General features: G+C 51.8%; 21 protein-coding genes. 14 read left to right on the forward strand and 7 right to left on the reverse strand.

The genetic code is table 11. The features are described from left to right. The first annotated feature begins 11 nt into the window (after nucleotides 1–11). On the forward strand, nucleotides 12–722 hold the full coding sequence (locus BUB30_RS03120) for a LytR/AlgR family response regulator transcription factor (RefSeq protein ID WP_073130974.1): 711 nt from the start codon (nucleotides 12–14) through the stop codon (nucleotides 720–722). Between the two features lie 30 nt (nucleotides 723–752). Here BUB30_RS03120 and BUB30_RS03125 read toward each other — a convergent pair whose 3' ends face one another. Then, complete coding sequence (locus BUB30_RS03125) at nucleotides 753–1,496, reverse strand: TrmH family RNA methyltransferase (RefSeq protein WP_073130976.1); 744 nt, start codon at nucleotides 1,494–1,496, stop codon at nucleotides 753–755. A 43-nt stretch (nucleotides 1,497–1,539) separates the two neighbouring features. Here BUB30_RS03125 and tamL point away from each other — a divergent pair, with 43 nt between their 5' ends. After that, nucleotides 1,540–3,999, forward strand: coding sequence for a translocation and assembly module lipoprotein TamL (gene tamL, locus BUB30_RS03130; protein ID WP_084137869.1), 2,460 nt, complete (start codon nucleotides 1,540–1,542; stop codon nucleotides 3,997–3,999). Nucleotides 4,000–4,035: 36 nt separating this feature from the next. Here the strand turns inward: tamL and BUB30_RS03135 are convergent, their stop codons facing one another. The 4 genes from BUB30_RS03135 to BUB30_RS03155 form a co-directional block, all read right to left on the reverse strand. Next, the gene (locus tag BUB30_RS03135) at nucleotides 4,036–5,232 is read right to left on the reverse strand and encodes a T9SS type A sorting domain-containing protein (RefSeq protein WP_073130979.1); all 1,197 of its coding nucleotides are present in this window, start codon (nucleotides 5,230–5,232) and stop codon (nucleotides 4,036–4,038) included. A gap of 304 nt (nucleotides 5,233–5,536) precedes the next feature. After that, nucleotides 5,537–6,739, reverse strand: coding sequence for a T9SS type A sorting domain-containing protein (locus BUB30_RS03145; RefSeq protein ID WP_084137871.1), 1,203 nt, complete (start codon nucleotides 6,737–6,739; stop codon nucleotides 5,537–5,539). A gap of 233 nt (nucleotides 6,740–6,972) precedes the next feature. Next, nucleotides 6,973–7,164: a hypothetical protein gene (locus BUB30_RS03150; RefSeq protein ID WP_073130985.1), complete on the reverse strand. Its 192-nt coding sequence runs from the start codon at nucleotides 7,162–7,164 to the stop codon at nucleotides 6,973–6,975. A 54-nt stretch (nucleotides 7,165–7,218) separates the two neighbouring features. After that, nucleotides 7,219–7,653 carry a putative quinol monooxygenase gene (locus BUB30_RS03155; RefSeq protein ID WP_245804026.1) on the reverse strand — a complete coding sequence of 145 codons (435 nt, stop codon included), beginning with the start codon at nucleotides 7,651–7,653 and terminating at the stop codon, nucleotides 7,219–7,221. 191 nt (nucleotides 7,654–7,844) lie between these two features. Between BUB30_RS03155 and BUB30_RS03160 the strand changes: the two genes are divergently transcribed. The 12 genes from BUB30_RS03160 (at nucleotide 7,845) to dapA (ending at nucleotide 22,762) form a co-directional block, all read left to right on the forward strand. Continuing rightward, nucleotides 7,845–10,079, forward strand: a complete 2,235-nt coding sequence (locus BUB30_RS03160) for a transferrin receptor-like dimerization domain-containing protein (protein WP_073130987.1) — start codon at nucleotides 7,845–7,847, stop codon at nucleotides 10,077–10,079. A 148-nt stretch (nucleotides 10,080–10,227) separates the two neighbouring features. Beyond that, nucleotides 10,228–10,665 carry an arsenic resistance N-acetyltransferase ArsN2 gene (gene arsN2, locus BUB30_RS03165; protein ID WP_073130989.1) on the forward strand — a complete coding sequence of 146 codons (438 nt, stop codon included), beginning with the start codon at nucleotides 10,228–10,230 and terminating at the stop codon, nucleotides 10,663–10,665. Nucleotides 10,666–11,259: 594 nt separating this feature from the next. Further along, nucleotides 11,260–13,152 (forward strand): phosphoglycerate dehydrogenase, encoded by a 1,893-nt coding sequence (gene serA / locus BUB30_RS03170; protein WP_073130991.1) that lies wholly within the window; start codon nucleotides 11,260–11,262, stop codon nucleotides 13,150–13,152. A 476-nt stretch (nucleotides 13,153–13,628) separates the two neighbouring features. Further along, on the forward strand, nucleotides 13,629–14,714 hold the full coding sequence (locus tag BUB30_RS03175; RefSeq protein WP_245804027.1) for an aminotransferase class V-fold PLP-dependent enzyme: 1,086 nt from the start codon (nucleotides 13,629–13,631) through the stop codon (nucleotides 14,712–14,714). Between the two features lie 131 nt (nucleotides 14,715–14,845). Continuing rightward, nucleotides 14,846–15,382 (forward strand): RNA polymerase sigma factor, encoded by a 537-nt coding sequence (locus BUB30_RS03180; RefSeq protein ID WP_073130993.1) that lies wholly within the window; start codon nucleotides 14,846–14,848, stop codon nucleotides 15,380–15,382. Between the two features lie 38 nt (nucleotides 15,383–15,420). Then, a complete protein-coding gene (locus tag BUB30_RS03185) occupies nucleotides 15,421–15,825 on the forward strand; it encodes a hypothetical protein (protein WP_073130995.1) in 405 nt (134 codons plus the stop codon). Between the two features lie 11 nt (nucleotides 15,826–15,836). Beyond that, entirely contained in the window at nucleotides 15,837–16,349 is a 513-nt protein-coding gene (locus BUB30_RS03190; protein ID WP_073130997.1) for a hypothetical protein, read from the forward strand. 22 nt (nucleotides 16,350–16,371) lie between these two features. After that, nucleotides 16,372–17,331, forward strand: coding sequence for a hypothetical protein (locus BUB30_RS03195; protein ID WP_143164741.1), 960 nt, complete (start codon nucleotides 16,372–16,374; stop codon nucleotides 17,329–17,331). Between the two features lie 48 nt (nucleotides 17,332–17,379). Continuing rightward, entirely contained in the window at nucleotides 17,380–19,254 is a 1,875-nt protein-coding gene (locus tag BUB30_RS03200) for a M1 family metallopeptidase (protein ID WP_073131001.1), read from the forward strand. An 87-nt stretch (nucleotides 19,255–19,341) separates the two neighbouring features. Continuing rightward, entirely contained in the window at nucleotides 19,342–21,354 is a 2,013-nt protein-coding gene (gene ligA / locus BUB30_RS03205) for an NAD-dependent DNA ligase LigA (RefSeq protein WP_073131002.1), read from the forward strand. A 15-nt stretch (nucleotides 21,355–21,369) separates the two neighbouring features. After that, entirely contained in the window at nucleotides 21,370–21,879 is a 510-nt protein-coding gene (locus BUB30_RS03210; protein WP_394333992.1) for a DUF6913 domain-containing protein, read from the forward strand. Between the two features lie 7 nt (nucleotides 21,880–21,886). Next, nucleotides 21,887–22,762 carry a 4-hydroxy-tetrahydrodipicolinate synthase gene (gene dapA / locus BUB30_RS03215; RefSeq protein WP_073131005.1) on the forward strand — a complete coding sequence of 292 codons (876 nt, stop codon included), beginning with the start codon at nucleotides 21,887–21,889 and terminating at the stop codon, nucleotides 22,760–22,762. Between the two features lie 94 nt (nucleotides 22,763–22,856). Here dapA and BUB30_RS03220 read toward each other — a convergent pair whose 3' ends face one another. Both BUB30_RS03220 and BUB30_RS03225 read right to left on the reverse strand, forming a co-directional pair. After that, nucleotides 22,857–23,033, reverse strand: coding sequence for a histone H1 (locus BUB30_RS03220; protein WP_073131007.1), 177 nt, complete (start codon nucleotides 23,031–23,033; stop codon nucleotides 22,857–22,859). Between the two features lie 86 nt (nucleotides 23,034–23,119). Further along, a complete protein-coding gene (locus tag BUB30_RS03225; protein WP_073131009.1) occupies nucleotides 23,120–24,376 on the reverse strand; it encodes an aminotransferase class I/II-fold pyridoxal phosphate-dependent enzyme in 1,257 nt (418 codons plus the stop codon). Between the last annotated feature and the right edge of the window lie 135 nt (nucleotides 24,377–24,511).

Raw genomic sequence — 24,511 nt, forward strand, 5'->3', positions numbered from 1 at the left:
ACCCGAATCCTATGCCCGTGAAATGCATTATAGTAGACGACGAGCCCCTGGCCATAGAGATCATCGAATCGTATGTGGCCAAAGTGGAACAATTGGAGCTGGCCGGCACATTTCGAAACGCCATTGCCGCCTTTGCGTTCCTGCAACAAAACACGGTGGACCTCATCTTCCTGGACATCCAGATGCCGAAACTTTCGGGGATCGAGTTCCTGCGAACCCTGAAAGACCCACCCCGGGTGATCTTCACCACGGCCTATCGCGACTACGCCATCGAAGGGTTTGAGTTGGAAGTGGTGGATTACCTGCTGAAGCCTATCCCCTTCGACCGGTTTCTGAAAGCCGTGGCAAAATTCATGCACCAACCCACCGCGCTCCCGGTCATACCCAAAACAGACACCCTCACCGACGATCATGTCTATTTCAAAGTGGATAAGAAAATGATCAAGACGCGGATGGCCGATGTACTCTATATTGAAAGCATCAAGGATTACGTCAAAGTGAAAACGGCCGACAAGGAGATCATCACCCAGCAAAAGATCGGCTACCTCGAGGAAAGTTTGCCCCGTAACCAGTTCCTTCGCATCCACCGCTCGTTCATTATCAACATCGATAAGATCGACGCCTATTCGGCGGTTGGCGTGGAGATCGGCAAACACACCATTCCCATCGGTCGGAACTATAAGAACGATGTGATGAAAGTGTTAACAAAAAATGTCTTCTGAAAGAAAGTCCCGGCCTGAATGTTCACGGGTTTAGTGAAGTGCGCGAGGTCTGCGAAGGTTGTCGCACACTATGGCCGTGGCAATCCCTGCATTTAGTGACTCCGCCAGTCCATAGCGGGGAATGGTGATCTTGTCTGTGATGAAAGGCTCCAACGGTGGGGCAATACCTTTTGATTCGTTGCCAATCACGATGAGCCCCCCCACTCCGAAGTCGACCGTGTGCACATCCTTGCCATCCAGGAAGGTACCAAAGACGCGGTGTGACGTGTTGTTCAAATAGGCAGCCAGATCGGTGTAGAAGACCGAGACGCGGGTGAAGGAACCCATGGTGGCGCTGATCACTTTGGGACCATAAACATCGGCGGTTTCTTCGGAAGCGATGATCTTGGCGATGCCATACCAATCGGCGGTGCGGATGATGGTGCCCAGGTTGCCGGGGTCGCGCAGATCGTCCAGGACCAGGGCAAATTCGTTGGCAGCCAGGGAGAAGGGCTGGTTGGGCTTTTGCCGGGCCACGGCCAGGGCGGCATCATTCGTTTGAAATTCGCCCAAGCCTTCCAGCTCCGAGGGCTTCACCTCGATCACCTCCATGCGGGCGGTGGGCCGGTGGCCGGAAAGAAATTCTTCCGTGCCCAACAGCAGTGTCACCTCGAAATCGGAGGCCAACAATTCGCGCACACTCTTTGCTCCTTCCACCAGAAAACATTGTTCCTGTTTGCGGTATTTCTTTATTTGCAAAGATTTAACAAACTTGATTTTAGCTTTTGATAGCATTTTCCACCCCTTGACGACATCGAAGTTCAAATATATAGTCTTGATGCTCTGGCTTTCCGCGTCCCTTTCAGGATGCTTGGGCATAAAGCACCTGAAAGAAAACGAAAAACTGCTGTTCCGCCAAACGATCCAGGCGCCGGGCACCATCAACCAGGAAAACCTCCGGAATTTATATATCCAACGGCCCAACCGTAAGATCCTCGGGACCCCGGTCACGCCCCTGGTGAGCATCTACTATTTCGGCGAACGCCGCTATAACCAGGAGAAGTACATCCGCAAGAAAGAAGCGGTTGAAAAGAAGTACGACGACAAGATCGCCTCCACCACGTCGCAGCGCAAGATCAACAACTATCAGTTCAAAAAACTAAAGAAGGTCGACAAGCTCAACGGCTTCATCGAGAACGGCAACGTCTGGATGCAATGGGGCGAGCCCATCTCCGTGTTCGACAGTGCCAAGGCGGCCATGACCCGCGAGCGCTTCCAGGAATATCTTTTTGGCAAGGGCTATTTTAAGAACAAGGTCACCGAGCATGTGGGCAACACCGGCAAACTCGTGACGGTGAACTACAAAGTCGATCCCGGGCAACCTTACTTTGTTGATTCTATCTTCTATGACGTGGCCGACACCGCCCTGCTGCACATTGTGAACGACAATGCCCGCGCCAGTTTTATCGTCAAGAACACGCGCTACGACCAGGACAACTTCACTAAGGAACGCGAACGCCTGGACCTGCTCATGAAGGACTACGGCTACTACGACTTCAACCGCCAATACATCGACTTCGAGATCGACACCACGTTCCACACACCGGAGCGGAAGATCGCCGTGGTCATCTCCATTAAAGATCCCGCCAAGCGCGGCTATCACAAGAAATTCACCATCGACGAGGTGACCTTCACCACCGATGTTGGAACGAGCATCCCAAACCAGCAACGACAGACCCGCTCCTATCGCGACATTCAGTACAAGTATTTCAAGAACCAATACAATCTGAAGATCCTCAGCCAGCGGGTGTTCCTGCAGCCCGGCGAAGACTACAGCCGTACCAAAACGCTTCGAACCCAGCAACAGCTGGCCAACGTGGAAGCGTTCAAGTTTGTGAACATCAACTATGACACCGCGGGCGGAAGGTTTATTGCCAACATCTTTGCCAGCCCAATGTCGCGCTACGAATGGACCAACGAAGCCGGTATGAGCGTGACTCAAGGTTTCCCCGGCCCGTTTTATAACATCTCCTTTAAAAAGCGCAACGTTTTCCACGGCATGGAAACTTTCGACCTGAACGGGCGTTTCGGTTTTGAAGGGGTGGCTTCGGCGACCAGTAGCGAGAACGTTTATAAAAGCACAGAGGCCGGTCTCAACGCCTCGCTCACCTTTCCCCAATTTATCTGGCCTTTCAAGGAACGCCAGCGCTATAAGTTTGCCCAGTACAACCCGAAGACCAAATTCACGGCAGGATATGCTTATACGGACCGCCCGGAATACCGGCGCACCGTGATCTCTGTCAACGGTACCTATACGTGGCAAAGCGCGAATCGGAAGCGGCTCTATTCGCTGATCCCCCTCAACCTTGGTGTGATCGACACCGCCAACCTGTCGCCCAGTTTCCGGGAACTCCTGCAGAAGCAGCACCTTTTGGGAAACAATGCGCTGACCAACTCTTTCCGTCCGTCGTTTGTGAACAGTATTATCTTCGGCATCACCTGGAACCTGAACAACTACGGCAACAAGGAGCGAGATTCGTGGTACATCCGCACACAATTGGAAAGCGGGGGTACCATCTGGAACTTTATCGACCCGAAATTCATCAGCGATCTCAAGCTGGAATATTTTAAATACATCCGGCTCAGCATCGATGTTCGCAAGACTGACCCGCTGAACAAAAACACCATTCTTGCTTATCGCCTCAATTCGGGGTTTGCCTACTCCTATTCCGATAACGAGAGTTTGCCCTATGAAAAATTCTTCTTCGCCGGAGGTAGCAACAGTCTCCGGGCCTGGCGCCCGCGAAGACTCGGTCCCGGTTCGGCCAAACCTCCCGAGAGCACCAATCCGAAGGGCGATGGACTTTATGACTACAGCATTGAAAAGCCCTCGGAAATTCTGATGGAGGCCAGCATCGAGCTGCGTCAAAAATTATTCGGGTTTGTGAATGGTGCGGTCTTTATCGACGCCGGCAACGTCTGGAACTTCCGGCCTTCGAACGTGGTGGACGCCGAGGGAAATATTACCCAGGATCGCAGCTCGCAGTTCAGCATCGACCGGTTTTACAAGGAAATCGGCGTGGGCACTGGTTTCGGTTTGCGTTTTGACTTTACGTTCCTCATTCTCCGTTTCGACGTCGGAATGAAAGTGTACGATCCCGCCCGCGACCAGGGTGATCGTTTTGTATTAGACAAAATCCGCTTCTGGAAACCCTATGCGAAAGAGGCCGCCGATGGTACTTTCTATGGATATCGGGAGCCCGTTATCTATAACGTGGGGATTGGCTTTCCGTTCTAATAGGCTACACATCTCGCTGCTTGCCCTTGAGATTCATTACCTGCGTTCCGTGAAGACGATCCGGTTTAACAAAACCTCATCACCGGTCTTGGTCTTCAGAAAATATACACCCGGTTTGACGTTCCGTATGTCGAACGTTCCCAGTGACGTGTGCATCGTGAGGTGTGCTATCGTTCTACCAAAGGAATCCACGAGGGTGTGCGTAGTTTCTTCGCCGGGATTAAAATTGAGACGTATGGTCACGTCGCCTGCTGATGGATTGGGATATACGTCGATCGCCTTCGAAGACAGGTAGCGGACGGCAACAACATTCGAAAAGTCTTCCTGTTCATCAAAGTCCACAGCATGCAACCGGTAATAGACATTTCCAATCAATGGGTTTGGGTCGGTCAGTGAATAGTTTCTCAGGACGGTGCTGTTGCCAAAGGCTTTGACCGCGCCAATGTCGGTGAACATCCGCCCGTCAACCGAGCGTTGGACGGTGAAATAGTCGACGTTGATCTCCGTGGCCGTGGTCCATTTCACCAGCACGGCATCGCCGGCAACAGCGGCTTTGAATTGAAACAACTGTACCGGCAATACCACATTGCCGCAAAACGCGACTGGTCCGGTGCATGTTCGCGATTTCATGGCACCCGCCGGCGCATTGCTGGATGAACCGGTGCTCACCACGATGTCGCCGGTAACGATCATCGTGGCGGTGGCGGCGAAATTGGCGATCGTGTTCTGGCCGGCGGTCAGGTTTCCTTCGATCACAATGGTGGCATTGTTGCCGATATTGAAACGGGCGTTGTCGCCCAAATTAACATTTCCTTTTATGACGATTTTCTTGTTCGACACAAAGGTAAAGCCGCCGGTAGCGTTAACATCTCCCCAAACCGTGATGACCCCCAGGGAGGAGTTCAAGCTGCCGCCCACAGCCGTGACATTTTTTGGCGTGCCCGCTTGCCCAATGTTCAAGACGTCTTGCGCAATAATGGTATTCGACTGCAAGTCAACATTCCCAATAGTGTAGGGAAAGAATAGAGACGTGGTAGCCGTGATCCCTGAAGCCGCGTTGAAGGTCACATCCTCTGTGATGAGGTCAGCAACATTGCCGCCTTGCCAAGTGCCTGGGATATGCCACCAGCCTGTGGACAAAATCTTGGTTTGTACCTGCCCCGAAGCGGAAGAAACGCAGGCATAGAAACCGATGCACAAGAGGAGTCGTGTGAAAGTGAAACGGAGAATCATAATGAGTTTATTTAAGTTTCCCCGCAAAGAAATTCCACCCCACTGCAACGTATTTGCAGTACTTTTTTCATGTAAGAAAAACATACGGCACCAATGCGCTAGCGATGAAGATCGCTAGGCAATACCGTCTAAATTTGTTTATGGGATGTGATTTTCAGGCTCACAAGAAAAAGAATGCGTCCTGGTGCGGCTTCTTACATACAACGGATTTTGGTGCGAACAAAAAAATGCAGTAATAATCAGCGGGAGTATTCTCCATATATGATTTCAACGAAACCTTCGATACTGAATTGATTCAAAAAAATCACGGTCTCTCCGTGAAAACGACGCGGTTTAAGAATATGTCTTTTCCGCTTTTGGTTTTCAGGAAGTATACGCCGGGTTTGATGTCGGGCACCTGTAGGGTTTCGCGTTGCAGTCGCGTGGTGAATTGCGCGATGGTTCTGCCGTAGAGATCGGTGAGCACGTGCGTGGTTTGTTCGGCGGGAATAAAGTTGAGTTGGATGTTCAACTGATGGTCCGTGGGGTTGGGAAATATTTGCACAGCATTGGAGGACAAGTAACGCACGGCGACGACGCGTGAAAATTCTTCCTTGCCATCGAAGTCAACGGAATGCAGCCGGTAGTATAAGTTTCCGATCACCGGCGCATCGTCGGTCAGGGAATAGTTTTTGATGGTGTTGCTGTTACCAAACGCCTTGACCTTGCCGATGTTGGCGAAGGTATGACCATCCTCAGAGCGTTGAACCTCGATGTAGTCGACGTTGATCTCGGTTGCTGTGGACCATCTCACCAGCACTTCATCGCCCGCCACATCGGCATTGAACTCGAGAAGACGAATGGGCAGGATCACACCACCACAAAATTCCGGGGGGCCGGAGCATGACTTCGCTTTGATGACCGCGGTGCTGGAGCGTCTGGATGACCCCGTTCCAACCGTAATATCTCCAAGAACTTCCAGTGTCGAACCGTCGGCAATATTGGCAAAGGCACCGGTGCCGGCAACGAGATTACCCTCAATTATAATGCTTTTTCCCCCGGTGATGAGGATGGTGCCGTTGTCGCCCATATTGACATCTCCTTTTACAATGATCTGCGAAACCGACCAAAGTGAAAATGACGCAGCCGCATTTACATTTCCCCAGATCGTCAACGCACTGAGGACGGAAGATGTCATTTTCAAAGAGGCGTTGTCGGCGGCCGTGACACTCTTTGGGTTTCCCATTTGGCCGATATCAAGCGTACCTTGAATTTCAATGGTGTTCGATTGCAAGTCCACATTGCCTACGGTGTAAGCGGTGGCCATCGGCACAATCGCGGTGATGCCCGATGAAACACTAAATACAACGTCTTCGCTCACGACATCGGCGATATTGGCGCCCGACCAGATCATGGGGTCATCCCAGTTGCCGCTGGACAGAATCGTGTTCTGCGCCAGCACTGGCAGCATACCTGTGCACAGACACAGGCACAACAGCACACGCCGGGAGACAAGATCGAGGGTCATAAGAGGTACTTTACAAAGGCCCCGCAAGGAATCTCTTATCGCTCACTTTTCATAATATTTGTGTGCGTTCCTTGAGAATATGCGAGGTCCATAGGTCCGGATAAAATCATGGCTTCATTCCCGATGAACCGAAATTCAGCCAATCGAAACATCCCCGCTGTGGCTCCTTACCCGCCGGGACGCATGTCTTTAATGATTATTTCTCCATCAAGACAGTCTATCAAGCCTCACCTTTAGGAGTGAAGGAGGATATAGAATTCTACGATGGAGTAGATCACCAACGCTGCACCTGTTCCCATGAAAATGAGAATCGCCTTGAGATAAGATCTATGACCTTTGTTTTGCAAGCCCTGCAACAGGTACCAGAAAGTTGCCGCCCAACCCAACACAACGATAAGATATTTTATAAAGGTGGCAATAACCATGGTAAAATCAGCTGTTCAAGTTATAAGAAATTATTAATCTTTCCCAACGAAAACTCACTTCAATCCGGCGCCGCCAAAAACTTTGAGGCTCATGCCTTGTGGTTTGCCGTCCAGCAACGGCATGGCTTGTGCAATGAGATCTTTGCTGTCTTCCAACTTTAAGGAATTGTCGTGATCCTCACGGCTGTCCCACGTCTCGAACACGTGGACGGTGTCGGGGTCTTTTTCGTCTTGTGAAATGATATACAGGTGACAGCCCTTTGCGGTCTGAACATCTTCGGCAGCCTGGAGGAGAATGGCGATCAGTTCAGGTCCTTTGCCGGGTTTGGTCTTGAAGCTTCCGGAGAAACCATAAAGTGTTTTTGATTCGGTCATCGCATGGGAGTTTTGTGCCTGGGTTGGCGTGAATGATAGATTGAAAATGATGAGGAGCGCCGCAGCAAGTCCTGTGTGACTCGCCTGTGCTCCGGGTTTTGCATTCGATTTCATCGTTTTTTTGGTTCAAAAGAACTTGCTATCAAAACTATGCCGCCGGGTGACAATCCTATGTCAGCAGTCCGCTTTAGAGAGCATTCTTTTTGAAAAATGTTTTGCTATGGGCGATTATCCCGACCATTTGTATAAAACCCTGGGTTCACAAAACCGCTTTCAGTATATTTCTCGTCTGAAAACATTAACCTATGAGAAAAATCCTACTGCTATTTTTCACGCTCTCCATCACAGCCGCTTTCGCGCAACAAAAAACACTATCGGGCTATACGAAAACTTCCGGCGACCAGCAGCTGGAACTCGAAAAGAAATTCGATAGCTACCTGCAGCCCGCGAACCTCGATGTGTGGATGAAACGACTCGCCGGCCGGCCGCACCACCTGGGATCGGCCTATGGAAAACAAAACGCCGAATTCATGCGCGACCTCTTCAAAAGCTGGGGCTACGACGCACAGATCGAAACCTACAAAGTGCTCTTCCCCACCCCCAAAGTGCGGCAGTTGGAATTGGTTGGTCCAACCAAGTTCACCGCCCGCCTGGCCGAACCCGCGCTGAAAGAGGACGCCACCAGCGGCCAAACAAAAGAACAGCTTCCCACCTATAACGCCTGGTCCGCCGACGGCGACGTGACGGCCGAACTGGTCTTTGTGAACTACGGCGTCCCCGACGACTATGACCAATTGGAACGTATGGGCATCGACGTGAAGGGCAAGATCGTGATCGCCAAATATGGCGGGTCTTGGAGGGGCATTAAGCCGAAGGTGGCGCAGGAACACGGCGCCATCGGTTGCCTGATCTATTCCGACCCGGAAGGCGATGGCTATCACCAGGGCGATGTCTACCCCAAAGGCCCCTATCGGCCACAGCACGGTGTGCAGCGCGGGTCCGTCTCGGATATGCCCATCTACCCCGGCGATCCGCTGACACCCGGCATTGGCGCTACGGAAGACGCCAAGCGCCTCGATCGCAAAGACGCTGCCAATCTTCTGAAGATCCCCGTTCAGCCCATCTCTTATGCCGACGCCCAACCTTTGTTAGCCGCACTTGGTGGACCCGTGGCACCGGAGAAATGGCGCGGCGCATTGCCGTTCACCTATCACGTCGGACCCGGAGCGGCAAAAGTGCACCTGAAACTCGAATTCGACTGGAAACTTGTAGACTGCCACAACGTGATTGCCAAACTGAAGGGCACCGAACTTCCCGATGAATGGGTGGTCAGAGGCAATCACCACGACGCGTGGGTAAATGGTGCCAACGATCCCATCAGCGGCATGGTGGCCCTGATGGAAGAGGCCCGCGCGGTGAGCGAGTTGGTGAAGACCGGCTTCCGACCGAAACGCACACTCGTGTACTGCGCCTGGGACGGTGAAGAACCTTCGCTGATCGGATCAACGGAATGGGTGGAGCATCACGCCACGGAACTGCAACAAAAAGTGGTTGCCTACATCAACTCCGACGGAAATGGAAGAGGATTCCTGGATGCGGGTGGATCGCATACGCTGGAGACGCTGATGGATGAAGTGTCGCGCGACGTAACCGACCCGCAAACCGGCATCCCCGTCCGTGACAGGGCGCGCGCCTACCGGGCCACGATGGCCTTGGGCGCAAAAGCCAGAAAAGACATCCTCGATAAAAAAGTGCTGACGCTAAGCGCGCTGGGCTCGGGATCTGACTACAGCCCCTTCTTTCAACATTTGGGCATACCATCGCTAAACCTCGGCTATGGCGGCGAAGACGATGGTGGTGAATATCACTCGATCTACGACTCCTACGACATGTATGTCCGCTTCAAGGACCCCAAGTTTGCCTATGGCATCGCGCTCGCCAAAACCGCCGGCCGCGCAACCCTGCGCCTGGCCAACGCCGAAGTGCTGCCGTTTGATTTCAAAGCCTTTTCGAAAACCGTGAATGGCTATCTCACCGAAGTGATGACGCTGTTGGACAACCTGCGCGAATCCACTGAAGTAGAGAACCAGATGATCAAGGACAACGTGTTTGTGCAGGCAGCCGATCCGCTCATCAAGTACGTCCCCCCTACGCCGAAAGATGCTGTGCCTTTCTTAAATTTCTCAAGCCTTCAAAATGCGTTGACAGCGCTGGAAAAAGCCTCCACATTGTATGCCGACTTGCGCGCAGGCAATACGGTGCCGAACACCAATCTCACCACGCTGAATGAAACCTTGTATCGCGCCGAACAGAAACTGATGGCCGATGCGGGATTGCCCAGAAGAGGATGGTATCGTCATACGATCTACGCCCCCGGGTTTTACACCGGCTATGGCGTGAAGACGTTGCCCGGTATTCGCGAAGGCATCGAACAACGCGCCTGGACGGAAGCCCAGGAACAGATCGAAGCTACGGCGAAAGCCATCGAACGCTATACAAAAGAAGTGGAAGCCGCCACGCGCATTTTGATGATGCGATAAAACCTTTTGGCCTGCACAACCGTCATCAAAATTGAAGAGGTTATGCAGGCCATTTTTTATTTTCGTGGGTCACGACGTCTCAAAAAAATTCAGTCAAGAATTTCGATGTCCGGGGAAAATCCGTGGAGAAATCTTTTACCTTTAGCGTATGGAACCGAACCTGAAAATCATCGACAATGCCGAAAGCTTTGATGTTTTCCGCAACCTGCTGCGCTCCTCCAGCCTGCCTGCCGACGACCTGGATTTCAAGCGCGACATGCTGGTGGGCTACATGGAAGACGATTCCATGGTAGGCACCGGTGGTCTGGAAGTGTATGGCGATTATGCACTGCTGCGTTCCCTTTCCGTGAAGCTTGGCATTCGCGGCAAAGCGTTGGGTACCACCATCACCGAACACCTCATCGAGCAGGCACGCAAGAGAAAGCTGAAAGGCATTTTCTTGTTGACGGAAAATGCGCACGGCTTTTTTCAACGAAAGGGATTTAATGTCATCCCGCGCGAAGAAGTCCCCAAAGAATTAAATGCCTCCTCCGAATTTTCACACGTGTGCCCTACCTCAGCCGTGGTGATGCATCTTGCTTTGTGACAACTATGTTGTTTTAAGAAGCGCGTTTTAAAAAAGTCTATCAGCTTTGTCTTTCGTTTTCAACGAGAAAGCCTGCGATGACGAACTCCGTCAAATTCCTGACATGACTTCTCCGTCACTTTACTTGCTCTTAATTTCCCTTGAAGCCAAGCAAATGGCAATCTGAATAACCCCAGCCTTAGGACAAGGAACTGATGACCTCGTTTCGCCAGGAATGACCAAGCTGACAGCCTGCTTGACATGCAGAAGCTACGATGGTGGTTGATGGAACGTGCAGGAGAAGACACCGCTAAAGCCCGATAACCCCTGCCTAATGCCCTGGGGGACGGCATATAAATCAACAAGGGCTTTAGTCCTGAACACCTTGAGAAGTCGCGCATACCACAGAACTGGCGTGGTGTTTTGACGCAGGGTTTGGATGTCTGTGCTAGCCCGTCCAGACGGCATGCGATACTTTTCCTGAATTAGCGAAAAACACCCTCAAAGTATCTGAAAAGCAAGGATTTCCACTAGCATTCGTTAGGCAACAAATAATTGCGCCGGGTAAATCGTAAGTCATAAATCCAAATTACATTTGCGGTTTACAACCAACCCATGAAACTGAACAAGTACTTTGTAATCGATTTCGACAGCACCTTTACCAAAGTAGAAGCCTTCGATGTACTGGCCGACATTTCACTGAAAGACCACCCCGACCGCGACCATCGCAAGGACCAGATCGTTTCCATCACCAACCAAGGCATGAACGGCTCCATCTCCTTCCGCGAATCGCTGGAGAAACGCCTGAACCTGCTGGCCCCTTCCCAGCACCACCTCGGTCCTCTCATCGCCCTGCTGAAAGACAAAGTCTCCGAATCGTTCAAGCGTAACCGCGAATTTTTTCTGAATTACGCCGACAACATTTATATCATTTCAAACGGTTTCCGTGAGTTCATCGAACCCATCGTGACCGAATTTGGCATCAAGCCGGAGAACATCCTGGCCAACGAATTCCGCTTCGACAGCGAAGGCCGTGTGATCGGCTTTGATACAGACAACCCGTTGTCGGCCAACAACGGCAAAGTGGAACAATTAAAAAGATTGAACCTGCCCGGCGATGTATACGTTATTGGTGACGGATACACAGATTACGAAATTAAACACTCCGGGCTGGCCAATAAGTTTTACGCCTTCACGGAAAACGTAGAAAGGGAAAACGTATTGAAACAGGCAGACCACATCACCCCCAGCCTCGATGAGTTCTTGTACCTCAACAAGCTCAACACGGCCATTTCTTATCCCAAGAACCGTATCAACGTGCTCTTGTTGGAGAATGTACACCCGGTAGCGATCGAACTGCTGAAGTCGGAAGGCTTCAACGTAGAGACCTACCATGCCGCGCTGACGGAAGACGAATTGATCGAAAAGATCAAGAACGTTTCCGTATTGGGCATCCGCTCGAAGACCCAGGTAACGGCACGCGTACTGGAACACGCCAACCGCCTGATGGTGATCGGCGCCTTCTGTATCGGCACCAACCAGATCGATCTGAAGACCGCGACCAAAAAAGGCATCGCCGTTTTCAACGCACCGTTCAGCAACACCCGCTCCGTAGTGGAACTGGCCGTAGCCGAGATGATCATGCTCATGCGCAACATCGTGGACAAATCCACGAAAATGCATAAAGGCGCGTGGGACAAATCGGCAAAGGGAAGCTTTGAAGTGCGTGGCAAAAAATTAGGTCTTATCGGCTATGGCAATATCGGCACGCAGCTTTCGGTCATTGCCGAATCGCTGGGAATGAAGGTGCTATATTATGACACAGAAGAGAGACTGTCGCTGGGCAACGCCATCAAGTGTAAGTCGATGAAGGAAGTATTGGAGCAGGCGGATGTCCTGTCGTTACACGTCGACGGCCGCGAGTCCAACCTCAACCTGATCGGTGCAAAGGAATTTGCCCTCATGAAGAAGGGGGTCATCTTTATCAACCTCAGCCGCGGACACATCGTCGACATCCAGGCGTTGCGCGAGAACGTGTTGAGCGGCAAAGTGGCCGGCTGCGCGATCGATGTTTTTCCCTATGAGCCCGTGAGCAACGATGAAGAGTTTCAATCGGAACTGCGCGGACTCCCCAACACCATCCTGACGCCACACATTGGTGGCAGCACCTCGGAAGCGCAGGAGAACATCGGCAATTTCGTGCCCGGTAAGATCATGGACTATATCAACACCGGCAGCACGTCAAACAGCGTGACCTTCCCGAACCTGACGTTGCCTTTGTTGGAGAATGCACACCGGTTGATTCACATTCATGAGAACGTGCCTGGGATCCTGGCGAAGATCAACCACATTTTGGCCAACCATGGCATCAACATCGTGGGACAATATTTGAAGACGAATGAGACGATCGGGTATGTGATCACGGATATCAATAAGCAGTACGATAAGGATGTGATCAAGGAGTTGAGAGAAATTGATCACACGATTAAGTTCCGGGTGCTGTATTAATTAACGCATCAATTAACGCATCAATTAACCGCATCGGCTTAGCTAAAGCTCAGGGAAGATAAATACAGAAAACGCTCAATGGAAAGTCGTCAGGCTTTCGTTGGGCGTTTTGGCTTTTAGGAGGGAAATAAAAAGCCCACTGGGTTTGGGGAGGTGTTTCTGAACCCCCTAAAGACAAGTTTTGAGCTGCCGGCATCCGCAACCTTCTTCTGTTAACCTGCTTTTTGGGCGAGGTCCGCCAATTGGCGGATGAAGCCTGATTTTGGACGAAAGCTTCACTCGGTATTGTTTATAATGTTAGGTTCAGCAAACGTGTCCCAAACCCGAGTGGGATTGGGTGCAACTTAGAAAAAACATGCTTTTGCGCCAACCTTGATCCGGAAGAATTTTTGTGTATGCTTTTCCGGTCTGCGGGGTCATCGATTGCGCCCTGCCGATGCAGACCGTATCAATATCTTTTTTAGTTTTGTTGCCGCATGATGAACCCGACTATAAATTTCACCCCTGGCCCATCCCAACTCTACTTCACGGTAGAAGATCACGTGCGCACCGCTTTCCGCGAAGGCATTCCGTCGCTGTCGCACCGCACAAAAAAGTTTGAGAGCATTTATCAATCCACAGTGGAAGGCTTACGGGCTTTGTTGGGAATACCGTCGGGCTATCATTTGTATTTCACGGGTTCGGCCACCGAGATCTGGGAACGGATCATCCAAAACCTGGTGGAAGAAAAATCTTTCCACCTGGTGAATGGTGCGTTCTCGAAACGCTTTTTCGAAGTGTCGCAGCAGCTGAACCGGAAGCCCGGCAAACTCGAGGCCGCACAGGGACAGGGCTTCGATGCCCATTTCAAGGCGCCCGAGGGCACCGAGTTGATCGCGCTCACACACAACGAGACCAGCACCGGTGTGATGCTGCCCGTGGATTTTATCCGCACCGTGAGAGCCAACCATCCCCACGCGTTGCTCGCCGTGGATGCTGTGTCGTCACTGCCTTTTCCGGAGTTCGATTTTTCGTTGCTGGATTCTGTTTTCTTTTCCGTTCAGAAAGGATTCGGTCTTCCCGCCGGACTTGGCGTTTGGGTGGTCAACGACGCGTGTGTGGCCAAGGCTGAGCAGTTGCTCTCCAAAGGCGTGTCCATCGGTTCTTATCACACCATCCCAAGCCTGCATACGCACTACCTGAAATATCAAACGCCCGAGACACCGAACGTGCTGGGCATATACCTGCTGGGCAAAGTGGTGGAAGACATGAACCGCCGGGGTATCCACGCCATCCGCAAGGAGACGGAATACAAAGCGGTCGTGTTGTATCAGGCCCTGTCTGAGCATACGGCGATCGGCCCTTTGGTGAAGGATAAAGCGTTTCAATCGAAAACGGTGATCGTGGCCGACACCGGCGAGCACACCGAGCGCATCACGCGGATGCTCCTGGAAAAAGGCATGCAGCCCGGCGACGGCTATGGAGCCGCGAAGAAAACGCAACTCCGGTTTGCCAACTTCCCCACCCATGCCAAGGAAACGTTCGAGTGCCTGGCCGATATGCTGACAGCCTACAAGCCTTAGATCCTTTCGAACGATCAAAAGCCTGGAACGAAAGAAATTCGATCCCTGAAACGGGTTTGAAAAGAATTAACCCTTATTTTTAAACCTTACAACCGCGCCTGAGTCTAAGCTCCAATTGATGCCTTTCCTCCTTGGAAGACAAAGAACTGTTACTCAAACTGCGAAATTCGGAAACCCGTAACTATGGGTTCAACTTGCTCGTGCGCGAATACCAGAGACGGGTATATTGGCATGTCCGCAAAATGGTGATCGACCACGACGACGCGGATGACATCACCCAGGAGGTGTTCATCAAGATCCACAAACACATCGACAGCTTTCGCGAAGATGCCCAGCTCTACACCTGGATCTATCGCATTGCCACCAACGAGTGCCTCACCTTCCTCCAACGCAAAAAACGCCGCTTCTTTTTACCCATTGGCGATGTGGAAGGCGAGCTCACCGCCAAGCTGGACAGCAACTCCACCCTGACCGGCGACGAGATCCAGCTGAAATTGCAAAAAGCCCTCTTGAAACTGCCGGACAAACAACGGCTGGTGTTCAACATGAAATACTTCGACGACATGTCCTACGAACAGATCAGCGAGATCACCGACACCACGGTGGGCGCGCTCAAGGCGAGCTATCACCACGCGGTGAAGAAAATTGAAGATTATTTATCAGAATGATTAAACTTTTAAGAGATTAAGATGTCAAACCCCCGATCATGAAAAAGCTTGAAGATATTCCGAAAAAAGAGGTTTTCGACGTCCCTGAGGGATACTTCGAGAAGCTGCCCGGCATGATCCAGTCGCGGGTGAGCAACCCCGGCGCGTTCAGCCGCCCGGCCTGGGTCTATGGGCTGCGCTACGCCCTGCCCGCCGTGATCCTCCTGGCCGTGGCCATTTTTTGGTTCAACCGCCCTGCCACCGACCGTTCCCCTGAAGGCCTGCTGGCCTCCGTTCAAACCGAAGAACTGGTGGCGTACCTGAACGATACAGACCTGACCACCGACGAGTTGCTGGAGCAGGTGCACCTCGATGGCACGGACGCCAGCGAAATTGAAAACGACGTCTACGGCCTGAACATCAGCGCCGACGACCTCGACACCATTTTAGACGATATTGATTAAAGTTATACGAGATGAAGGCGATTCTAGGAATCTTATTGACCATTATCCTGCTGCCCGCCTGGGCACAGGACGAGGATATCCCCCCCGTAACCGACACCAAGGCCCGCGATAAAATACAAGCCGCACGGGTGGCCTACATTACCGACCAACTCCAGCTCACGCCACAGGAAGCCGAGAAGTTCTGGCCCATCTACCGCGAGTTTGCCGAACGCCGCAAAGCGCTGCGCCAGCAATTGAAGCAGGCCAAACAGAACCCTTCTCCTGACCAAAACCAGGAACAAAACAGCCAGGCCGCCCTGGATGCCCAGTTCAAAATAAAACAACAGGAGCTGGACCTGGAAAAAGATTACTCCGGCCGCTTGCTCAAAGTGATCTCGGCCCAAAAGCTGCGCACCTTGCCCGACGCCGAGCGAAGGTTCCGGCAAATGATCCTCGACCAGATCCAGCGACGGCAAATGCAACAGGAAAGACGACAAAACCTGCGCGATCAGCAACAACAACGCCTCCAGCAACGAAACAACTAATCTGATCTAACACGCGCAGGACATGCATTGGTGTAGAAGATGGCTCTTCACTATTCTGTTGTCTGCATCCGGGGCTTCATTGCTTGCCCAGGAAGCAGACTCCCTTTTACTATCGGGTGTAGACGATGCGTTGACCTTTGAAGATTCGCTCACCATCTTCAACCTCATCGACAGCCTGCTCACCTATGGCGAACCGATCCGGTCGCAATTTGCCGTGCGCATGGGATACAACAGCAACGTGCTTTCAGCAGGCCGCACGTTGGGGATCGAAAATTTCGGGTTGGCACCGGGGGTCTCCTACTATCACAAGTCAGGATTGTTCGCGGACGTGTCCGGATTTTGGAGCAAGGACTTTGTGCCTTCCTATTACCTCACCATCGCCTCGGCCGGCTATATGCACAGCTTCTCGAAGCGATTTTCCGTGATGGGCGAATACGACCGCTATTTCTACAATACGCCCAGCGACGACGCCTATATTCCCTACAAGAACACACTCTCTGTCACGCCCATGCTCGAGTTCAAGCCCGTGTTGCTCAGCGTGAATTACTCCTACTACTTTGGCGATGCGCACGTGCACCGCATCATGCCGGGGGTGAGCGTTATCCTGGAAAAGAAAAATCTCAAGGGGATCGATCGCATTGCCATCTCGCCCTCGTTTTTCGCTTTGTTTGGAAACGAAACCCTGACCACGCTCGACTATGTGGCGCCCAGGTCCTTGCGGGAGGCGATTCAAAATTTCAGACAATACGGCACTACCTACAGCCTGGTGCAGACCACCACCAATGTGTTTGGCGTCATGAACTATGCCATCAGCATTCCGCTCTCGGTGGGTTTTAAGAATTGGGGGTTTGCGTTTACCTACACCTACAACATCCCGAAGGCATTGCCCGGCGAGCCCCTCACGCTTTCGGAAAGCTCGTTTCTTTCCGGCAGCCTCACCTACTTTTTTAAGGGGTTCAGGAAGAATAAATTCCCTTTGTAAGCTACCGGGTTTTCAATATTTTGCGCACGTTATTCAAACGTGTGCGGAATGTTAAAATTTGCGAGTGTCTTTCTTATTTTCTTCTTTTTCATCATCATCCACCCCATTTCAGCACAGGATTACCGCTGGCAGCAGCGCGTGGAATACACCATGGACGTGCGGCTGGATGTGAAGACGCACAAGGTCACCGGCACGCAAAAGCTGGTGTACTATAACAACTCCAAAGACACGCTCAACAAAGTCTATTACCACCTGTACTTCAACGCGTTCCAGCCGGGCAGCATGATGGATGTACGCTCGCGCAACTATCCGGATCCCGATCCCCGCGTGAAAGACCGCATCTTTTATCTGAAAGAGAATGAGATCGGCTACCAGCACATCCAAAGCCTGAAGCAAGACGGCAAAGATGTGGGCTATCTCGTGAACGGCACCATCCTGGAAGTGACCCTTGCCAAACCGATCCTTCCCAATGCCAAGACCGTGTTCGACATGAAGTTCGACTCGCAAGTGCCCATCCAAATCCGGCGCTCCGGCCACGACAACAAGGAGGGCATTGCCTATTCCATGACCCAATGGTATCCTAAAATGGCCGAGTACGACTACCGCGGCTGGCATGCCTATCCCTATGTGGCCCGCGAATTTCATGGCGTGTGGGGCGATTTCGATGTGAAGATCACCCTCGATCCCTCCTTTGTGGTGGCCGCCACCGGCAAACTGATGAATGCGGACAAGATCGGCTACAACTATGAAAAAGCGGGCACCGCCGTGAAGCGACCCGAAGGAGAGCTCACCTGGAACTTCGTGGCCAAGAACGTGATCGACTTTGCCTTCGCGGCAGACCCCGACTACACCCACGACAAAGCCCAGGTGCCCAACGGGCCCGAATTGCACTTCTTTTATCAAAAAGGTGAAAAAACGACCGAGAACTGGGCCAAGATGGAGCCCTATGCCGTGAAGCATTTCGAGTTCATGAACAAGACCTTTGGCAAATACCCCTACGAAACCTACTCCATCATCCAGGGTGGCGACGGCGGCATGGAGTATCCCATGTGCACGTTGATCATGGGTGAAGGAACCTTTGCCGCGCTGGAAGGCGTCATGTCGCACGAGGTGTCGCACAGTTGGTTCCAGGGCGTGCTCGCCTCCAACGAATCGCTTTATGCCTGGATGGATGAAGGCTATACCGATTTTGCCAGCCACGAATCCAAGGCCGCGCTCTTCAACACGCCAGTGGCCGAGGCACACCAGGGAAGCTACACCAGCTATTTCGCACTCATCAAACGCGGCCTGCAAGAGCCCATCAGCCAGCATTCCGATCACTACAACACCAACGCCGCCTATGGCACAGCGGCCTATTCCATGGGCACCATCTTTCTTCACCAGTTGAAGTATATCATCGGCGAAGAAAATTTCTACAAAGGCATGCGCCAATACTACAACACCTGGAAATTCAAACATCCCGAACCAAACGATTTCATCCGGGTGATGGAGAAAGTTTCAGGATTGCAGTTGGGGTGGTATTTGCGCTATTGGGTGTTCACCACGAAGAAGATCGACTACGGCATTCAAAGTGTTGTGGACCAGGAGGGCAGCACGTATGTGACCTTGGAACGGATCGGCGAGTTCCCCATGCCGGTAGACCTGTTGGTGACCTACAAGGATGGCTCTAAAGAAATGTTCTATGTCCCCCTCAACGAAACGCTGGGCAACAAACCCGTAGAAGACAAAACCATTCCACGCACCGACCTGGAGGCGTGGCCCTGGGTGAATCCCACCTATACCGTGAAGGTGGCGCACAAAGCAGACGACATCGCCTTTGTCCAGATCGATCCCTCACAACGCATGGCCGATGTGGAGATCAAGAACAATACCATCGACATCCAGGAAGGATTGAAAGCCTACGAAGATCCCACACAAAAGTAATTGCCTGATCACGCGCGTTGATGACGCCCGCATGGGACATTAAACACTAAATTTTTCTAGCTTTATGGCCGAGTGTTTACGCAACCTATGAAACCCGAACAGGCAAAAGCAGAGATCGAAAAACTCACGGAAAAGATCAACCATCACAACGATCTTTACTATCAACAGAACCGCACCGAGATCAGCGACCTGGAGTTCGACAAGCTCCTGGAGAAACTGATCGCGCTGGAGGAAGAATTTCCCCAATTCAAGGATTCCCACTCCCCCACGCAACGGGTGGGCGGCACCGTCACCAAGGAGTTTGCTACGGTCTACCACAAGTACCCCATGCTCTCACTGGGCAACACCTACAGCCAGGAAGAGCTGGAGGACTTCGACGGGCGCATCGCCAAAGCGTTGGATGGCGAGCCCTACGAATATTTCTGTGAACTCAAATTCGATGGCGTGTCCATCAGCCTCACCTACGAGAACGGCATGCTCACCCGCGGCGTCACCCGCGGCGATGGTGTTCGTGGCGACGATGTGACGGCCAACGTGATGACTGTCCGCAACATTCCCTTGAAAGCAAAAGGCAAAAACGTTCCTCCCACGTTTGAAGTGCGCGGCGAAGTGTTCATGCCTAAGCATGTCTTCCAGCAATTGAACAAGGAGCGCGAAGACATTGGCGAAGAAAAATATGCCAACGCCCGCAACACCACTTCGGGCACACTAAAAATGCAAAATTCCGCCGAAGTGGCGCGACGGAAACTGGATTGCTTTGCCTACTATCTGCTGGGCGACGAAACCGGACTGAAGACCCACGAAGAAAGTATCCACAAACTCGAGTCGTGGCGCTTCAACGTATCGCCTACCTACAAGAAATGCAAGAATATCCAGGAGGTCCTCGACTACATCCAGCATTGGGAAAACAAAAGGCAGGAGTTGCCGCTGGAGACCGATGGTGTGGTGATCAAAGTGAACAGCCTCGAACAACAACGCCAACTGGGCTTCACCGCGAAAAGTCCCCGGTGGGCCATCGCATATAAATATAAAGCCCAGAGCATCAGCACGCGGCTGAACGGCATCACCTACCAGGTGGGTCGTACGGGGGCCGTGACCCCTGTTGCCGAACTCGAGCCTGTTTTCCTGGCCGGCACCACCGTGAAGCGCGCGTCGTTGCACAATGCCAATGAGATCGCCCGGTTGGACCTTCGCATCGGTGATTATGTTTTTGTTGAGAAGGGTGGCGAGATCATTCCGAAGGTCACCGGCGTGGAACTTGAGAAACGCCCCAAGGGAAGTTCGCCCGTGGTCTATATCGATAAATGCCCCGAGTGTGGCACCAAACTCGTGCGCGTGGAAGGCGAAGCCGCCTTCTATTGCCCCAACCTCGACGGCTGTCCACCCCAGATCAGGGGACGCATCGAACATTTCATCCAGCGCAAAGCTATGGACATCGATTCGCTGGGTGAAAAAACGATCGAGCAACTCTATGTGCTCGGGCTTGTCAAAAGCCCAGCCGATCTCTACGACCTGAAGAAGGAAGACTTGCTCCGGCTGGAGGGCTTCAAGGAAAAATCGGCGCAAAATCTATTGGCCGGTATCGACAAATCGCGCGAAGTGCCGTTTGAGAGTGTACTGTTTGCCATCGGCATCCGCTATGTGGGCAAGACCGTGGCCGAGAAGCTGGCGCGCTATTTCAAGACCATCGAAAAAGTAGCCGCCGCCACTAAAGAGGAATTGCTGGCCGCCCCGGAGATCGGTGAAAAAATCGCCCAAACGGTTTTTGATTTCTTCCGCAACCCGCCAAGTCAGCGCGAGATCGCACGCCTCCAGGCCGCTGGGCTCCATTTTGAAAGCACGGCCAAGGAACCGGAAAAAGAAAGCGATGTGCTCGGAAACAAGTCGTTCGTGATCTCGGGCGTTTTTGAGAAGTACGAACGGGAAGAATTACAGGACATCATCCTCAAGAATGGGGGTCGCGTGTTGTCTTCTGTTTCCGGAAAGTTGGATTATTTGCTGGCAGGTGATAATATGGGGCCTTCAAAACGCGAAAAGGCGGAAAAACTCGGTGTAACGATTATTTCCGAACAGGATTTTGAAAAATTGATGAAGGGATAAATAACGCTAGAACTCTTGATAAAGCTGAATTTTCTAAAAATGAGGACGGACCGGTTGCTGAAGAACAATAAGGCAGTCCGGAGCACCGTATCGTATAAAAAAGCGGAAAAGATCGGCATCATTTTCAGCGTAGAGGACAAACCGAAACACGAAACCGTAAAAGAGCTGATCCGAAAATTTGAACACGACGGCAAACAGGTGGAGGTGCTGGAATTTTTGCCCAACAACAAGGACAACTACGAATTCAAATTCAACTTCTTCTCCGAAAAGGACCTCTCCTTTTTGGGCGACATCACCTCGCCGGACGCCATTAACTTTGCAGAGATCCCTTTCGACTTTTTATATTATCTCGACATCACGCCCAATCCGCTGGTGCTCAACATCCTGGCCCGCAGCCAGGCCAAGTGCCGCGTGGGATGCGCCTGGGATGACGGCCTCCCGTATTTCGAATTCATGATCGAATCCAAGAGCAGCCTTCGCGACATGATCGACAGCATGCACAAGTACACAACCCAAATAAAATAAGCCAAAAATGAAAAAACTTTACGGAACAGGCGTGGCATTGGTCACGCCGTTTACGGAGACCTTAGCAGTAGACTACAAGGCCTTAAAAAAACTCCTCCAGCACACCGCCAAGGGTGTCGACTACTATGTGGTGATGGGCACCACAGGCGAGTCCGTTACCTGTTCGGACGAGGAAAAGGCCAAGGTGCTCCAGTTCGTAAAGGATAATAATCCCAAGGGCCTTCCCATTGTCTATGGCATCGGGGGCAACAACACGGCCCATGTCATCGACGAGATCAAGGCCGCAGACCTGCGCGGTGTGACGGCCATCCTGTCGGTGAGCCCCTATTATAGCAAGCCCTCCCAGGAAGGCATTTACAGGCACTACAAGGCCGTGGCCGAAGCCAGCCCCATTCCGGTGGTCCTCTACAACGTGCCGGGCCGTACGGGCTCTAATGTGACCGCAGAGACCACTTTGCGGTTGGCAGCACATAAGAACATCATCGGCATAAAAGACGCCTGTGGCAGCATGGAGCAATTCCTGAAGATCGCGAAGGAAATGCCCAAGGATTTCCTGCTCCTTTCGGGGGATGATATGTGGGCCCTGCCCCTCTACGCCCTCGGCGGCAAAGGTGTTATCTCCGTTTTGGCGAACGCCTATCCGCAGATCTTCAGGAAGATCAAGGAGCATGCCTTTGCCGGAAATTTTCCGAAAGGCGCCCTGGAGCAGGCGAAATTGCTGGAAATCAATGGCCCGATGTACGAGGAAGCCAATCCGGTGGGCATTAAATACGTGCTGTCGAAAATGGGGATCATTGCGCCCTATGTGCGTCTTCCGCTGGCGGGCCCTTCCGAAGGCCTGAAAACAAAGATCGAGCGGTTGATGGCCGACATCAAGAAATAGATTCTCATCAAAAAGCGCCCAAAAAATAAGGGATAACTTTCTTCAAGTTATCCCTTTATATTTTGTTGTTTCCGGCGGATGGATAGCTGGGGGCTTATGCTTTATTCTTTATATCCTGAACCTCAGAACGAATAGCTTGCGCAAGGTTTTTCAGATCTTGCATACCCTTTCTTACACGGGTGCCAGCGGCGCTGTTGCCTTTATTATAGAATTTGTCAGCATCTCCTTCAAGCGAAGCAATGAGATTCTTGAGCTCTTCAAACTTTTGCATTTTATTAGAGTTTTAGGATTAAAAATTAGTTTCTTACTGCCAATTTAGAAAAAAACCTTTTAAACCCACTCAAAAAGCGGTTTTTTTTACATTCCCTTGGTCACCGACACCAGCACTTCTTCCTTGTAAAACCCGTTGTCGAGCTTCTCTTTGAGCTTGGAGAAGGCGCTCAAAGTCATCTCTACGTCGGACAGCGTGTGAACGGCGGTCGGGATGATGCGGAACATGATAACATCCTTAGGGACAACAGGATAGATCACCACCGAACAGAAAATGTTGAAGTTTTCGCGCAGATCCATCGACATGTTGGCAGCCTCGCCTACGCCGCCTTTGAAAAGCACGGGAGTAACGGGCGATGTCGTGGTGCCGATATTGAAGCCACGGGCCTTCAGACCGTCCTGCATAGCGTTTACGATCTTCCAGAGATTATCCTTCAATTCGGGGTTTTTCTTTAGCAATTCCAGGCGTTTCATGGCACCGATCACCAGTGGCATGGGAAGGCTTTTCGCGTAGATCTGCGAACGTACGCTGTAGCGCAAGTACTTGAGGATCTTCTTGTCGCCGGCCACAAAGGCACCAATGCTGGCCATCGATTTTGCGAACGTGGAGAAGTACAGATCTACTTCATCCTGTACGCCTTGTTCTTCGGCTGTGCCTGCGCCGGTCTTGCCCATCGTGCCAAAGCCGTGTGCATCGTCGACAAACAATCTGAAATTGTATTTCTTCTTCAGGGCCACTACGCCCTTGAGGTCGCCTTGTTTACCCGACATCCCGAAAACGCCTTCGGTGATGACCAGGATGCCGCCGCCGGTTTCGTCGGCCAGCTTGGTGGCGCGCTGGAGTTGTTTCTCCAGGCTGTCCATATCGTTGTGGGAATAGACAAAACGCTTGCCCATGTGCAGGCGAACGCCGTCGATGATACAAGCATGTGATTCTGCGTCGTAAACGATCACGTCTTTGCGATCCACCAGCGCGTCGATGATAGACACTACGCCCTGATAGCCGAAGTTGAGCAACATCACGTCTTCTTTCTTCACAAACTCCGCCAACTGGCGCTCGAGCTCCAGGTGGTGCACCGAGTTGCCCGACATCATGCGCGCACCCATGGGAAGGCCCATGCCGTATTGCGCGGCTGAATCCGCATCGGCTTTTCTCACTTCGGGATGGTTGGCCAACCCGAGGTAGTTATTCAAACTCCAATTCAATACTTCTCTGCCGTTGAACATCATGCGGGGACCGATCTCGCCTTCCAACTTGGGGAAGAAAAAATAGTCATCCGGAAGGTGTGAATACTTGGCCAGGGGTCCGGCCTCCATTCTGAGCTTTTCAAATAAATCTACCATTGCGTCTTGATTGAATTAAAATTGCGCCAAAAATAACGAAAAAACCTAAATAACAGCCTTGTACTTAATGCCCTACGGTTAAAAAACATCATTAAACTTACATTTACGGTGATGTCATGCCGAAATAAAAACTCA

The sequence above is a fragment of the Chryseolinea serpens genome, assembly GCF_900129725.1.
In the GTDB taxonomy this organism is placed as follows: Bacteria; Bacteroidota; Bacteroidia; order Cytophagales; family Cyclobacteriaceae; genus Chryseolinea; species Chryseolinea serpens.

Coding starts and splice junctions, on each gene's coding strand:
- BUB30_RS03120 (WP_073130974.1), top strand. CDS start 12: ATGCCCGTGAAATGCATTATAGTAGACGACGAGCCCCTGGCCATAGAG.
- BUB30_RS03125 (WP_073130976.1), bottom strand. CDS start 1,496: ATGCTATCAAAAGCTAAAATCAAGTTTGTTAAATCTTTGCAAATAAAG.
- tamL (WP_084137869.1), top strand. CDS start 1,540: ATGCTCTGGCTTTCCGCGTCCCTTTCAGGATGCTTGGGCATAAAGCAC.
- BUB30_RS03135 (WP_073130979.1), bottom strand. CDS start 5,232: ATGATTCTCCGTTTCACTTTCACACGACTCCTCTTGTGCATCGGTTTC.
- BUB30_RS03145 (WP_084137871.1), bottom strand. CDS start 6,739: ATGACCCTCGATCTTGTCTCCCGGCGTGTGCTGTTGTGCCTGTGTCTG.
- BUB30_RS03150 (WP_073130985.1), bottom strand. CDS start 7,164: ATGGTTATTGCCACCTTTATAAAATATCTTATCGTTGTGTTGGGTTGG.
- BUB30_RS03155 (WP_245804026.1), bottom strand. CDS start 7,653: ATGAAATCGAATGCAAAACCCGGAGCACAGGCGAGTCACACAGGACTT.
- BUB30_RS03160 (WP_073130987.1), top strand. CDS start 7,845: ATGAGAAAAATCCTACTGCTATTTTTCACGCTCTCCATCACAGCCGCT.
- arsN2 (WP_073130989.1), top strand. CDS start 10,228: ATGGAACCGAACCTGAAAATCATCGACAATGCCGAAAGCTTTGATGTT.
- serA (WP_073130991.1), top strand. CDS start 11,260: ATGAAACTGAACAAGTACTTTGTAATCGATTTCGACAGCACCTTTACC.
- BUB30_RS03175 (WP_245804027.1), top strand. CDS start 13,629: ATGATGAACCCGACTATAAATTTCACCCCTGGCCCATCCCAACTCTAC.
- BUB30_RS03185 (WP_073130995.1), top strand. CDS start 15,421: ATGAAAAAGCTTGAAGATATTCCGAAAAAAGAGGTTTTCGACGTCCCT.
- BUB30_RS03190 (WP_073130997.1), top strand. CDS start 15,837: ATGAAGGCGATTCTAGGAATCTTATTGACCATTATCCTGCTGCCCGCC.
- BUB30_RS03195 (WP_143164741.1), top strand. CDS start 16,372: ATGCATTGGTGTAGAAGATGGCTCTTCACTATTCTGTTGTCTGCATCC.
- BUB30_RS03200 (WP_073131001.1), top strand. CDS start 17,380: ATGTTAAAATTTGCGAGTGTCTTTCTTATTTTCTTCTTTTTCATCATC.
- ligA (WP_073131002.1), top strand. CDS start 19,342: ATGAAACCCGAACAGGCAAAAGCAGAGATCGAAAAACTCACGGAAAAG.
- dapA (WP_073131005.1), top strand. CDS start 21,887: ATGAAAAAACTTTACGGAACAGGCGTGGCATTGGTCACGCCGTTTACG.
- BUB30_RS03220 (WP_073131007.1), bottom strand. CDS start 23,033: ATGCAAAAGTTTGAAGAGCTCAAGAATCTCATTGCTTCGCTTGAAGGA.
- BUB30_RS03225 (WP_073131009.1), bottom strand. CDS start 24,376: ATGGTAGATTTATTTGAAAAGCTCAGAATGGAGGCCGGACCCCTGGCC.